We start from the raw sequence: 12834 nt of genomic DNA on the forward strand, positions 1-12834 counted from the left end.
AACTAAAAAGAAGGTATCAAAGGATGAGCTAGGATTCTTAGCAGTTTATTTCAGTGTATTTATTTCCGAAAATACTTACGAACAAAATAAAATATGCTCTATAGCAATTATTTGTGGAACAGGTAAGATAACAGCTAGATTGATAGCTGCTCAGCTTAGAAAAATAGTGGATATAGATACTAAGCTAGATATGTTTTCAGATAGTCAAGTAAATAAAGAAATTTTGGATGAATACGATTTAGTTTTATCGACAATAAAATTTGAATGTGATACAAGTACACCGATTATTCATTTAAAAGAAATATTTGATGAAAATCAGCTTAAAAACAAGATTGAAAGCGTAAGATATACAGAAAAGTTAGATATTCCAATGCTACAAGGAATGGAATCTTTGGTACTTAGTTTATTAGATGAAGAAAAGTTTTTTATACTAGATAGAAATAAATCTTATATAGAAAATGTAGATTTTATGATAGACAACCTTTACGAAGCAGGTTATGTAGATGAAGGTTTTAAAGAAAGAATTCACATAAGAGAATCGAAATCGACGATGGTTTTTGATCAAAATATAGCTTTACCACATGCTATAAATTATGAAACAGAAAAAATAGTATTTGCTATAGGAGTATTTTCAGAGGAAGATAAGAATAAAAAATCTGATAACTTAAAGGTCGTATTTTTATTAGCAATACCAGATAGCGACGAAAAGGACGATGCTATATTGGTTAAAATTTACGATGAGATAATTGCTATTGCTAAAGATAAAGAGATTATTGAAAATATTTCGAAGGTAAAAGACTATAAAGAATTATTACTGTATTTCATAAAACAAGATAATATATTTAATTAATGAAGGGAGAAGAGAGCATGAACTTTTGGTTTTTATTAATTTGTTTTGGTATAGCGTTCTTAGCACAATACGCACTTGGCATGATTCAAATGAAAAGTTTTACAAAACATTTTGGAGAGCTTAGAAGAAAAGGAAAAGTAGCTATTGGAAAGAAAAAAGGTGCCTTTAAGGCAGGATCAATTGTAATGTTTGCAGTAGACGACAACGGTATTATATTAGATAGCTCATATATGTCAGGTGTGACAGTACTTGCGAGATTTAAGAAATTAAAGGGCTTTGAAGGTTTAAATGTATCAACATTAACAAAAGAAGACGCAAAGGGATTTCCAAAACAAGTGCAAGGTGCCATACTTGAAGCCTCTTCTAACTACAACGTAATAATGAGCGGTGGTGAAGTAGCAGAGCCAGAAAGTCCATTAAGTAGACTTACAGGTTCAATAAAAAATTTAGCAACTCAAAAATAAGAGGAGGAAAATAGTATGGATTTAATAGTTAGTTTCGCTGAAGGATTTATGAATTTATTTACAGTAGGTGCTGATACTTTCGTATCATGGGTAAGTGGTATAGTTCCAAAAGTATTATTACTACTTATAGCAATGAACACTTTAATAGCATTAGTAGGGCAAAATAAAATAAACAAATTTGCTAAGTTTTCAGCAAAGAATCCTTTATTAAGATATATGATAGTTCCATTCTTAGGAGCATTCATGTTAGGTAACCCAATGGCTTTATCACTTGGTAGATTTATGCCAGAAAGAGTAAAACCAAGTTATTATGCATCAGCTTCATATTTCTGTCATACAAGTAGTGGTGTATTCCCACACATCAATCCAGGTGAAGTATTCATATTCTTAGGAATCGCAAACGGTATAACAACATTAGGATTAAGCTATATGCCACTTGCAGTAAGATATATGTTAGTTGGTTTAGTTTGTAACTTCTTAAGTGGATGGGCAACAGACTTTACTACTAAGATGGTTATGAAACAACAAGGAATAGAATTAAGTAACGAATTAAAAGAAGCTTAAGATTTTAAGTAAATTTGAAATATAGAATTTATGTTGTAACAATTAGGGAGGAGTAAATAAATGTCTAAATATAATGCAATTAAAATAAATAAAGGACCAAGTGGATTTGGTGGACCATTAACAGTTCAACCAACTGAAGAAAAAAATGTATTACTTTACATAACTGGTGGAGGTGCAAAACCAGACATAGTTGATAAAATAGTAGAACTTACTGGTTGTGAAGCAGTAAACGGATTTAAAACATCAGTTCCAGAAGAACAAATATTCCTAGTAATAATAGACTGTGGTGGAACACTTAGATGTGGTATATACCCACAAAAGAGAATACCTACTATAAACGTAATGCCAGTAGGAAAAAGTGGACCATTAGCTAAATTTATAACAGAAGATATATATGTATCAGCAGTTGGTCTAGATGAAATAGAACCAGCAGATCCATCAGCAGTAAAAGCTGAAGCAAAAGAAGAAGTAAAAGCAGAAGCTACTGAAGAAAAGAAAGAAGAAAAACAATTTAGATATAGCTCAGACAAAAAAATCTCTGAAACATTAGCAGGAGAAGAAAACAAAAGTTTAATAACTAAAATCGGTATGGGAGCTGGTAAAGTAGTAAATACTTTCTATCAAGCTGCTAGAGATGCAATACAAACAATGATAAATACAATCTTACCATTCATGGGATTCGTTGCATTACTAATAGGTATAATCCAAGGATCTGGTATAGGTGACTGGTTTGCTAAGATAATGATTCCACTTGCTGGAAATGGTATAGGTCTTGTAATATTAGGGTTCATTTGTTCACTACCTTTCTTATCTCCATTACTTGGACCTGGTGCAGTTATAGCTCAAGTAATAGGTACTTTAATAGGTGTTGAAATAGGTAAAGGTAATATAGCTCCATCACTTGCATTACCTGCATTATTCGCAATAAATACTCAATGTGCTTGTGACTTCGTTCCAGTTGGTTTAGGACTTGCTGAAGCAGAAGCTGAAACAGTTGAAGTTGGTGTTCCAGCAGTATTATACTCTCGTTTCTTAACAGGTGTACCAAGAGTTTTAATAGCTTGGGTATGCTCGATAGGATTATATCAATAAGATATACTGATTGAAAAAAATTAAAAGATATTTAAATTAATTAGATAAAACCTTTTTAAATAAGTTGTGTACTAAAAAAATAAGATACTAGGAAGTAAATAATAACTATTTACTTCCTAGGTAAATATTAAATGATGCAAATGAATAATAAAACGTATAAATTTACAATATTATGTTATAAAAATATAGTTTATCTGCTATCATTTAATTAAAGATAGATAGATTATATTTTTCTAATATAGAAAATTAAAAATTAAAAATAAATAATATTTTAATATAGGGGGTATTATTATGGCAGTAATATACGATAATAAAGTAAAAAGCAAAGGTGCATTAGTAGATTCATTTGAAGGAGAATCAATGTTTATATTATTTGGAGATAACGCTCCAGATACATTAAAGGATTTCTGTTATTGCATAGATGTTAAAAATGCTACAGAAGAAATCAAACCAGGACAATTCGTAGTTATAGACGGAGCAAAATTCAAAATAACAGCTTTAGGAGAAATAGCTCAAAGAAATCTTGAAAATTTAGGACACGTTACTATTTCATTCGACGGATCAACTGAAGCAACATTACCAGGAACTATAAATGTAGAAAAAGCTGACATGCCAAAATTAGACATCGGAACTCAAATATCTATAGTTACTGAATAATTCAAAGTAATATAATTAAATAAAGTAGAATAACTTTGCAGAATTAGGGCATAAATATTATTAATATGAACAACTTCTTGAGATTTATATTTCGGGGAGTTGTTTTATTATGTTTAAATATAATCTATAATTAATAAGTAGCAAAGGTATTTGATAAGGAGTTGAATTTATGGCAATTACTATATTAGAAGCGATGAAACTTCCGACTTTAAAAGATTTTAAATTAGTTGCAGGATATAGAGGCTTAGATAGAGAAATTGAAGGAGCTTCGATATTAGATTACGAATATGAGAGAAGCTTGTCTAATAAACCGATAGTTACTGTTTTTAGAAGAGGAGATTTTGTTTTAAGTAGTCTTATATATGCAAAAGACGATCCTAGCTTGATATTAGAGAGCGTCAAGGGGTTGGTTTCAGATGGAGTAGGAGCTTTGGCAGTCAAAAATATCTACTATGATGTTTTGCCAGATGAAGTTATCGAATACGCAAATGATATGGATTTTCCTATTTTTATGTTCGATAAAAAGGGCTCTTATTATGAAGATATAGTCACTGAAATTTATGACAAAAACAAAGAAAAAAACAGCATGAGCTTCAAAGAGGCAAAGATAGGTATTTTATTGAAGGAGGAGCTCGATAAGTCCAGCGTAAAAAATATGGCTAAGGATTTTAATATCTCTTTTAAAAATAATTTATTTTCGATATGTTTAAAGCCTAAGAAATATATAGAAGAAAATAATTTATCTAGTATAATAAATACCTTAAATAGAGATTTAGAAATAAGTCATGCAGCGTATAGATACCATGGAGCAATATTTATTGTATATACTTATGAGGATAGGCATAGAGAAAAAAAGGACATTGATTTTAGTAAATTAGTCGGTCTTGCAATGTCTAGTCTATTTGTAAATTTAAATGATTATTATGTAGGAGTTAGTAATTTTCATAAAAATATAGACGAGTTAAATATGGCACTTAAGGAAGCTATGTATGCTATGAGGGTAGCCTCTATAGAAGAGCAAAATAAAAAATATTATTATGAGATAGGTGTTTATAAAATATTGATGCCATCTTATAGTGATAGCCATATGAGGAGTTTTTACAATGAGACTGTTGGGAAAATAAAGCAATACGATCAAAAGTACAATACAGAATTATTAGATACTTCTATAGCTTATATTAAATCAGGAGGAAATATAAAGGAAACCGCAAAAATAATAAATCTTCACGAAAATACAGTTAGATATAGAATTAGTAAATTAAAAGAGATATTTGGTATAAAAAATTCAGAATTTGAATTTTATGAACAGTTATCACTTGGGATAAAGTTATTTATGATATATCAAAATATATAAGAATAAAAAAATGATTTGGAGGTGTATTTTATGTCAAAATTACTTATTTTAGCAATTGTCACTATAACATTGGCGTTAATATTTTATACGATTGGAGTTTTTGCTGAAAAGAAAAATGGAACTTTATTAAAATGGCATGCTGCAATTTTTTGGTTAGGATTTATTTGTGATACTACAGGAACAACTGTTATGGGAAAAATTTCTGGAACTGGTTTTAGCTTTAATATTCACGGGATAACAGGTTTGATTGCATTAATTTTAATGGCATTTCATGCTATTTGGGCAACTGTTATTTTAATTAAAAATGATGAAAATGCTAGAAAAGTATTTCATAAATTCAGTATTGTTGTGTGGGCAATTTGGTTAATTCCTTATATTATAGGTATGTTTATAGGTATGAGGGCTTAGATTTTATTAAATGTGAAGGTGATTGTAATTATTACAAAAATTTTACGATAAAATTTAAATTTATACAAAAACTTAATCTCTCCGTTTTTATATAATTATCTCATCAGATAATTGTAAAGGAGAGTGGTTAGATTGAAAAATAACAGAGAATTATTTTATAAAGTTTGTTTAATATTATGTGCTATCATATGGGGAAGTACATTTGTTGTTATAAAGGATGCTACAAATACAATGTCATCAGCATTTATAAATGCTTCTAGATTTACGATAGCCACAATTATTTTATTTGTGGTTTATTTTAAAAAGATAAAAAATATGAGCAAAACAGAGTTAAAACACGGAATTATGATGGGGGTTGCATTATTTGGAGGATACTATCTACAAGTATTGGGAATGGAATACGGTTCAACAGCAGGTAAATGTGCCTTTTTATCAGCTACATTCTGTGTAATGGTGCCTTTTTTATCTTGGGCATTTTTCAAGAGAAAGCCAGATAAATACAGTGTAATATCAGCTATTATATGCGTAATAGGTGTAGCACTTGTTTCTGTTGAAAAAGGAGCTAAAATCACATTAGGTGATGGAATTATTTTAGTATCTACTTTTTTCTACGCTGTAAATATTATGCTTACAGCTGAGTTTTCAAGTAAAGAGGGCAACGATTCTACAGTACTTGCTTTTATACAAATAGCGGTAGTAGCAGTTTTAGGATGGACTGTTGTAATAGCCAAACAAGATATGCCAGTAGTTTATACTAAAGGTGCAGTTTTAGGAATAATATATTTAGGTGTGTTTGCTACAGCTTTATGTTTATTAATTCAAGTAGTAGCTTTAGAAAAAATTAATTCAACATCAGCATCTATTATTTTAAGCCTTGAATCTGTGTTTGGTGTTATGATATCTATATTATTCTACAATGAGGTTTTAACAGCTAAGCTATTGGCAGGATTTGTTGTGATTTTTATAGGAATAATTATCTGTGAAACTAAGTTGAGATTTACAACAAGTAAGTTAAGCAAAATAAAGTATATTTTTAAAGATAAAAATAGATATTCTATATTTACTCCTGAAAATTTATATAAATAATATATAAAAAGTCCTCTAAAATTTTAGGGGATTTTTTATATGCATATTTAACTTGGAATGAATATTTTGTATTATGTTATAATGTTAAATAAGGATTTTATAGATAAATATTTTAATTAAAATAAGAGGTTTTACTATGAAGGATATAATTGAAAAAACTTTAGACACAGGCCGCAAAATAGCGATGACAGCTATTTTAACTTATGGAGCGATTAGAATTTTTGAAGATGAGGATGAAAAAACTGCAAGAATAAAGGAAAGTGAAAAGACCAAAAGGAAAAAGGCAAAGTATAAGAATAAAAGAAAAGCGAAAATAAAGAAAGCAAAATATAAAAATACTAGAAAAGCAAAAAAATCAAAGTACAAAAATAAAATGAAAATTAAAAAGTTTAAATTTAAAAATTCGAAGGGAGAATAGTTTTAATATGAGGCTGAGACCATATAAAAAAACAGATGAAAAATATTTATTAAAATGGTTTGATGATGAGAGAAAATTTTATATGTGGAGCGCAGGTATTTATAAGTATCCATTAGATAAGGAGCAATTATCTAAGCATAGACAGACATTTGAGGATGATGAAAATGGATGGGTTTTTATGATGCTAGATGAAGCTGGAATGCCGATTGGACATGTAGCCATAAAAAATGTTGATTATAAAGCTAATAGTGCTCATATTGGATTTATCGTAGTAGATCCAGAACAAAGAGGAAAAGGATATGGAAAGAAGCTTGTTAATTTAATAACAAAATATGCTTTTGATATTTTAAATGTGGATAGAGTTACATTGAATGTTTTTGAGGTGAATCCAGCAGCGAAGAAATGCTATGAATCTGTAGGTTTCAAAGTAGAATCGAGAAAAAAAGCCATGTTAAAATATAATGATGAGGAATGGGACGCATATTTTATGGTTAAAAATAAGTGATATAAATCTATATATAGTATATTGTATACATAAAATTTAAATATTATAAAATAATAATGTTATAAAATTGACAAATTTTTGAAAATTATTTATTATAGAAGCATAAAATTTATATTTTAATATATAAATTATTTTGAAAATTAGAATTAATTTGCAATGGGGCATCTTAGTATTTTAGGGTGTCTCTTTATGTTTTTAGGGGGAAAAATTATGAATGAAAAGTTTGTCAATATGGTTATTGATAAAAACGAAGGATCAAGATTTCTTGTGTCAGATAAGAGCATAGATACTATTAATTTATCAAGCGACAGACAAACCTCTATTGCTAGAATTAATATAAAAGACGAGGTTACTACTGTATGTCTTTATCAAAACGGGAAATCAAAAGGAACTATAAGTCTTAATATCGGTGTGGATCAAGTGAAAATAGATTCAAACAGTAACACAATTACTTATTTAGATAATGATATTAGGGACTTAGCCAGACTTTACAATATAAATTTACAAGAAGGTGAAATTACTGATGTTGATAAAATTAGAGGTCTTTGTAAAATATTAGCAGATATAATGATTACTACAATTCATCTAAATGATTACTCTTGGGGATTTTCTAAGATGGTAATCAACGGTCGAAAATCATTTGAAGAGGATTTTTCACCAAATATAATTATATTTACGGGAATTGCTTCAAAATATATTTTTGCCGATAAACAAGAGGATGTATTTATGGATGGAAATCTAGGTATGTTGTTATATCAAGAAATTAATAATTGCAATATCTAATAAATCAATACAGTTGATATAAAATTTTATACATTACTGTATAATAAAAATTAATTGCTAATAACCATATTATAACTGGGCTTTTATGTTATTTACAATGTAAAAGCTCAGTTATTTTTTTAAATAAGTGATATAATAGTTTAGAAGTATTATAAATTTTATATCGGTAGGTGAAGCAATGAAGGATAAAGCGAAAATAATTATTTTAGCGATAATTATAATTTTGTGGATGGCATTTATATTTAGTATGTCAGCTAAAAATTCTACACAATCCTCAGATATAAGTGGAGGATTTACATACAACGTTTTAAATACGTTTTTTGCAAATTTTAGAGGGCTTGATAAATCTATTCAAGATAATATAGTAGAGGATTTGCAATTTGTAGTCAGAAAAGGAGCTCATTTTAGTGCATATGCCGTATTAGGAGGACTTTGTTTTGTAGAATGTAGTTATTTTAAAAGGTTTAATTTGAAAAATAAATTTACAGCTGCATTTTTGATATCAGTATTGTACGCAGCTTCTGATGAAATCCACCAATATTTTGTACCAGGTCGCTCCTGTGAGTTTAGAGATGTGGTGATAGATAGCTGTGGAGTGTTATTTGGGATAACTGTAGTTGTAGTATTTAATATAATAAAAAATAAATTAAAAAAATCTATATCAAGATAGGAGTTGAAATAAATGAATGCATTGAGTGAAAAAGTATTTTTAAAATTAGAAATGCCAAATAATCAAAATAGAAAAAGCGATAGAGATAAAATTTTTAAAGCACTAAAGGAAAAATACGATAATGTGACTATACCTTATAATATAATAAAAAAATTATATCCTATGTGCAGAGAGGCTAATTTTGAGATAACTGTTACATTAGTAAAACGCGATTACGATTGGGTAGTTACTGAGGTTGAACCAGGTGATACAACAAGTAGAAATTATGGATTGTGCGTGGACTTGGGAAGTACAACTGTAATTATGAGATTCGTAGATTTAACTACAGGAGACATAATTTTAGAAGAAAGTATATTTAATAAGCAAATTGCATTTGGAGAAGATATATTAAATAGAATATTCTATACTAGAAATTCAAAAGAAAAACTACATGAAATACATAAAGCAACAACAGATACCTTTAAGGAATTAATTGATATAATTTCAGAAAAAACTGGTGTAACAGGAAAAGATATAAGTATTATGACAGTAGCAGGAAACACTACAATGATTCATTTTTTACTTGATATAGATCCATGGACTATATTCCAAACACCTTATACACCTGTATTTAATCAAACTAGCTTTATAAAAGCTGAAGAAATTGATATCCCTATAAATGGATATGTTTACTGTTTTCCATCAGTAGCAAATTACTTTGGCGGCGATATAGTAAGTGGAATGCTGTACACAGAAATACATAAAAGACAGGAAATTTCAGCATTTATAGATATAGGAACAAACGGTGAGCTTGTAATGGGAAATGAAGATTTTCTAGTGGCTGTAGCTGGAGCAGCAGGTCCTGCACTAGAAGGTGGTATAAGTAAATTTGGCATGAGAGCTAGAAAGGGTGCCATCGATACTATAAAAATAATCGACAATAAAATAAAATACACAACTATAGAAGATGGAAAGCCTCTAGGAATATGTGGTTCTGGTATAGTAGATTTATTGGCAGAGATGTTTTTAAATGGATGGGTAGACTTTTCTGGAGTAATAAAAAAAGGAGCATCTGAAAATATAATAGAGGCAGACGGTCAGCTTGCAGTAGAATATGCTAAAAAGGAAGAAAGCGGAAATGATCAATCATTAATATTTACTCAAAGCGATATAAATCAATTTTTAAAGACAAAATCAGCTGCACACACAATGGTTGCGTTTTTACTAGAAGAAGTAGGTCTTACACTAGACGATTTAGAGGATTTTTATGTAGCGGGGGCTTTTGGAACACATTTAGATGTAGAAGCGGCTGTCACAATAGGTATGTATCCAGATTTAGAGAGATCTAAAATGCATTGCCCGGGAAATGCATCTCTAAAGGGAGCATATAAGTTACTTATGAATAGAAACTTACTTGAAGATGTAGATGACATAGCTGAAAGAATACATTACATTGGGCTAGAAGATGCTAAGGATTTCATAGGAAAAATGAGAGCTGCTAGTTTTTTACCACATACAGATTTAGATAATTATCCTACAGTTAAAGCGAAATTAATTGAAAGAGGAATACTATAAAATAAGAAGCTGTTACATGAAGCGCTAGTAATGTAACAGTTTCTTAAATTTTCATGACAAAACTTTGAAATGACGATAATTAATGTTAAAATATTACTGTAAAAATGAAGTAATAAGGGGAAATTAATATGAGGTTTTTTAGTAAAATTGATAAAACAAAATTTAAACCAAATAAAAGCTCAATCAAAGAATTATTATTCTTGATATATACGGCATTTATTCTTTTTTTAATTACAGAAATTTTATCTGCTAAGGGTACTACAAGCTATGGGTTTATAGATAATAGCACTATTTATTTAGGGATAGGATTAATTTTAATTTTACCTTTATCGATGATTTTTGTATTTAAAAAGGATGAGAAAAAATATTATATAGGTGAAGCTGTACTGATTTTGTTGATGACGCCTATTATGAAATATGTATGGGATAAATTCTATATATTTTTAGATATACCTGAGGGGCAAATATGGTGCTTACTTTTAGATTATCTAGTTATATTGTCGATATTGACTCCACTAGTTTTTTTGAAGAAAAAGATTTTTTATTGTGCTTTAGTGTGTGGAATTTTGATTATATTATCTCTTTGTAATTATGCAGTATCTATATTTAGGGGAATACCTATTGCATATTGTGATGTTTATTGCATAGGGGATGCTTTACCATTGGTAGAGTCTTTTTTAGGAAAAAATAATGTTATACTTGCAATTGTGGGAGTAATAGCCTTAATATTGGGATTTGTAATATTGTTTATTAAAGAAAAGAGAAGCACTAGATTTACAAGCTATATCAATATATTAGTGGCAGTTGCAATATGTGCCGGAATGTATTCATATTATTTAAAGCTTGTAAATGATAGAACTTTAATATACTACAGTGCAAATATGGTCAAAACTTACAGATATAATGGATATGTTTATTCAACTATTGAATCTTGCTTGAGATTTATAAGAGTTGAGCCAGATGAATACAATCAAGAAAGTATATTGGCTATAAGAAATAAAGTCGATGAAAAAACAGCTGATGACGACAGTATAACTGTCGCCAGTACAGAATTAAAGAGTATAGGAAATAGTTCAGATAAAAAGCCAAATATATTATTTGTTCAGTTAGAAGGCTTTATGGATCCTAATACAATTGATGGTGTTTTATATAGCCAGGATCCGATACCGAACTTTAGAAAGCTGATGAAAAATGGAATAAGTGGAAAGATGAAGACTCCTTCAATTGGAGGAGGAACTGCTAGAACAGAGTTTGAAGTAATGACAGGAATAGATTTGGAATTTTTAACAGATGGTGAAGTTCCACATTACACTATCCTAGGTCATGAGACTTTAAATTCAGTTGCTACAACCTTGAAAAAGCAGGGCTATTCAACTCATGCAATACACAACAACCAAGGCAATTTTTATAATAGAAATAAAGCATATAGTTCATTGGGATATGATACATATACTTCTATAGAATATATGGACAATGTAGAAAGAACTGAGACTAATTGGGCAAAGGACACAATATTGACAAAATACATAAAAGAATGCTTAAATTCTACTGAAGAAAATGATTTAGTTTTTACAATATCAGTTGAAGGTCACAGCCCTTATCCTACTGACTCTGATAAGTACGAGTTTCCTATTAAGGTAGTAAGCAGTAATTTGCCTGATACAGAAACTAATCAGATATATTACTATATAAATAAAATTCATGAAAGTGATGAATTTATTGGAGATGTTGTAGATTTAGTCGATTCTATGGATGAAGATACTATAGTAGTTTTTTACGGAGATCATACTCCTGCTTTAGATGTCTTAAATCGAGATGCTGGAGGTGTAGACAGAACTACTACGCCATATGCTATTTACAGCAATTTTGATTTAGATACTGATTTTGAGGGTGGAGATATATCTGCTTATCAAATGAGTACGATTATGTTGAGTCTTGCAGGTTCAGATTTAGGTCCTATGGAAAATATACACAAGACTTTAGGAAGTCAAGAGGATTATAAAAAAGATTTAGAGCTTGTAGAGTACGATATTTTATTTGGAAAGGATTATTATCTAAATGAAGATGAAAAGACTAAAGCGAGCAATTTGAAAATGGGAACAAAGGATATAACATTAGAAAAAGCGACTTTAGAAGATAATCAGATTTGTATAGAGGGTAAAAATTTTACTAGAAAAAGTATTGTATTTATAAATGGAGAAGAGAAGAGCACTATTTTTGTAAATAGAAATACTTTGAGGGTTTATTGTGAGGAAGAGGACAAGGATAATATAAAGGACATCGTAGTCAAGCAAATAGGACTTCACGATATACCGCTTAGTCAGACAGATACAGTTCAATTAAGTGATGAATAATTTAAGCTGAAAGGAATATTTTATGGATAAAATTACTTCATATAGTGAAAAGGACTTAGTTCCTATAATGGAGGA

The 12834-nt window shown here is 29.3% G+C and carries 14 protein-coding genes; all 14 read left to right on the plus strand.

Annotated elements, in window-relative coordinates:
- The coding region (locus ACI3VO_RS12890; protein WP_439758305.1) for a PTS sugar transporter subunit IIA at positions 1 to 850 on the plus strand (850 nt) is incomplete at its 5' end.
- 17 nt (positions 851 to 867) lie between these two features.
- Positions 868 to 1314 carry a transcriptional regulator GutM gene (locus ACI3VO_RS12895; RefSeq protein WP_439758306.1) on the plus strand — a complete coding sequence of 149 codons (447 nt, stop codon included), beginning with the start codon at positions 868 to 870 and terminating at the stop codon, positions 1312 to 1314.
- A gap of 15 nt (positions 1315 to 1329) precedes the next feature.
- On the plus strand, positions 1330 to 1878 hold the full coding sequence (gene srlA / locus ACI3VO_RS12900; RefSeq protein WP_320626990.1) for a PTS glucitol/sorbitol transporter subunit IIC: 549 nt from the start codon (positions 1330 to 1332) through the stop codon (positions 1876 to 1878).
- A 60-nt stretch (positions 1879 to 1938) separates the two neighbouring features.
- A complete protein-coding gene (gene srlE, locus ACI3VO_RS12905; protein ID WP_439758307.1) occupies positions 1939 to 2970 on the plus strand; it encodes a PTS glucitol/sorbitol transporter subunit IIB in 1032 nt (343 codons plus the stop codon).
- A gap of 291 nt (positions 2971 to 3261) precedes the next feature.
- Positions 3262 to 3627, plus strand: coding sequence for a PTS glucitol/sorbitol transporter subunit IIA (locus ACI3VO_RS12910; protein WP_439758308.1), 366 nt, complete (start codon positions 3262 to 3264; stop codon positions 3625 to 3627).
- Positions 3628 to 3796: 169 nt separating this feature from the next.
- The gene (locus tag ACI3VO_RS12915) at positions 3797 to 4981 is read left to right on the plus strand and encodes a PucR family transcriptional regulator (protein WP_439758309.1); all 1185 of its coding nucleotides are present in this window, start codon (positions 3797 to 3799) and stop codon (positions 4979 to 4981) included.
- A 30-nt stretch (positions 4982 to 5011) separates the two neighbouring features.
- On the plus strand, positions 5012 to 5389 hold the full coding sequence (locus tag ACI3VO_RS12920; RefSeq protein ID WP_439758310.1) for an HsmA family protein: 378 nt from the start codon (positions 5012 to 5014) through the stop codon (positions 5387 to 5389).
- A gap of 132 nt (positions 5390 to 5521) precedes the next feature.
- On the plus strand, positions 5522 to 6475 hold the full coding sequence (locus ACI3VO_RS12925) for a DMT family transporter (RefSeq protein WP_439758311.1): 954 nt from the start codon (positions 5522 to 5524) through the stop codon (positions 6473 to 6475).
- Between the two features lie 136 nt (positions 6476 to 6611).
- Positions 6612 to 6893: a hypothetical protein gene (locus ACI3VO_RS12930; protein ID WP_439758312.1), complete on the plus strand. Its 282-nt coding sequence runs from the start codon at positions 6612 to 6614 to the stop codon at positions 6891 to 6893.
- Positions 6894 to 6900: 7 nt separating this feature from the next.
- A complete protein-coding gene (locus ACI3VO_RS12935; protein ID WP_439758313.1) occupies positions 6901 to 7398 on the plus strand; it encodes a GNAT family N-acetyltransferase in 498 nt (165 codons plus the stop codon).
- 210 nt (positions 7399 to 7608) lie between these two features.
- The gene (locus ACI3VO_RS12940; RefSeq protein ID WP_439758314.1) at positions 7609 to 8181 is read left to right on the plus strand and encodes an ethanolamine ammonia-lyase reactivating factor EutA; all 573 of its coding nucleotides are present in this window, start codon (positions 7609 to 7611) and stop codon (positions 8179 to 8181) included.
- Positions 8182 to 8359: 178 nt separating this feature from the next.
- Positions 8360 to 8851: a VanZ family protein gene (locus tag ACI3VO_RS12945; RefSeq protein ID WP_439758315.1), complete on the plus strand. Its 492-nt coding sequence runs from the start codon at positions 8360 to 8362 to the stop codon at positions 8849 to 8851.
- Positions 8852 to 8863: 12 nt separating this feature from the next.
- Positions 8864 to 10405, plus strand: coding sequence for an ASKHA domain-containing protein (locus ACI3VO_RS12950; protein WP_439758316.1), 1542 nt, complete (start codon positions 8864 to 8866; stop codon positions 10403 to 10405).
- Positions 10406 to 10533: 128 nt separating this feature from the next.
- A complete protein-coding gene (locus ACI3VO_RS12955; protein WP_439758317.1) occupies positions 10534 to 12759 on the plus strand; it encodes an LTA synthase family protein in 2226 nt (741 codons plus the stop codon).
- Positions 12760 to 12834: the final 75 nt, after the last annotated feature.

It is taken from the genome of Intestinibacter sp. (assembly GCF_051866655.1).
Taxonomy (GTDB): domain Bacteria; phylum Bacillota; class Clostridia; order Peptostreptococcales; family Peptostreptococcaceae; genus Intestinibacter.